At 61.3% G+C, this 1,301-nt stretch carries 1 protein-coding gene; it reads right to left on the bottom strand.

From position 1 onward, the window contains the following. The coding region (locus LMJ29_RS01895) for an IS4 family transposase (RefSeq protein WP_229603485.1) at nt 1–1,301 on the bottom strand (1,301 nt) is incomplete at both ends.

The following is a 1,301-nucleotide window of genomic DNA, read 5'->3' as shown; positions in this document are numbered from 1 at the left end:
TGCAAGCGGCTCAGACCAACCCACATGGCTTTTGGGCCGGGCGGGCCATCGCCCTTGCGACCGAGATAACCGCCCAGGCGCGCTACCAACAGGATGACCTCGCCCAGCGGTGGTGGCGTGCTGGGCGGTGTACAGCGTTTGACCACGATGTACGCCGCTTGCCATTCCTGTGGGTCAAAAACAATTTCGCAGCTCAGCCCCGGACAGTGGCGACCCAGCATCAGGCTGTACAGCACTCGCCAGGCCACGATCAGATACAGGCCGATACAGGGCAGCAGGCGAGCCTCTTCTTCAAACTGCAATCGCTGCGTCTGGCAGCCATTTTTCAGCACGTTGAAGTAGATTTCGATACACCAGCGCACCCCGTACCACTCGACAACCGTTGTTGCCTGCTCAAGGCTGGCCACTGGCAAGCTGCTCAGCAACACCCACTCCAGAGGCTCCACACCTTCAGGAGCAGTCTCCTCCCGAGCCATCACGACGTTGATCGATATACCGGGAAGCTTGCCATCCCGACGTCTGGGGGGACTCAGATCTACACGCGCCGAGCGCAGGGTGACGCGGGCCATGCGGGCAGGTTTTCCCGGTCGGGCTCGGATCGTGACGTCGATATGTCCGAGCACAGGTCTTGCCGCCAACTCCTCTCGAAGCTTGCCCTGTTGCCCGCCTTGAATCCGCCGATTCTGTGCGGCGCGAACGATCCACTGGGCCCGAGTGTTCCAGGCAACGTCGGCATGCTCGATGAACCACTCGTACAAGTCCCCCTCGGCGTCTGCCAAGTTGACGACCAGGGTTTCGGGCAGTTGGCCCTGAACCGCACAGCTGGCCTCATAGCTTTCCAGCCAGCGAACACTCTCCTTCTCATCCACGCCCTTGTTGCGCCGTGCCTGACGCGGACTGGGCTCGTCCCGACACCACCAGCGTGCTTCGACTACGCCCAGGCAGATACGCTCAGGCGTGAAGGCTACGGTAGGGTGCAATCTTCGCGGGGTTGTCTTCGCAGTCCTGATGGTTCCCAGGCCTTTTGGTCCAAGATCCTGCTTCCTGTCGAATTCAGTCGTGTCCTGAACCAGGAGAACAACCGGACTGCAAGCCATTCGCTGCAGGGTTGCAGCCCGATGCGAGGCCAGTACCTCTTCGAAGGTAACTTTCTCGTTGTCGAAGAAGCGATAAGCCGCCAGCGTTTCCGACCAGCCACGACAAGCGGCAGGGATACTGCGGCTGGGTTGCGCCCCCAGGCGCTCCAACAACAGCGCCGCCCGCCCCTTCAGGCGCTCATCCCCAAAGTCCGCCTTACACAT

The sequence above is a fragment of the Pseudomonas oryzagri genome (assembly GCF_020831405.1).
GTDB lineage: Bacteria > Pseudomonadota > Gammaproteobacteria > Pseudomonadales > Pseudomonadaceae > Geopseudomonas > Geopseudomonas oryzagri.
This window is presented reverse-complemented; position numbering and strand designations above follow the sequence as displayed.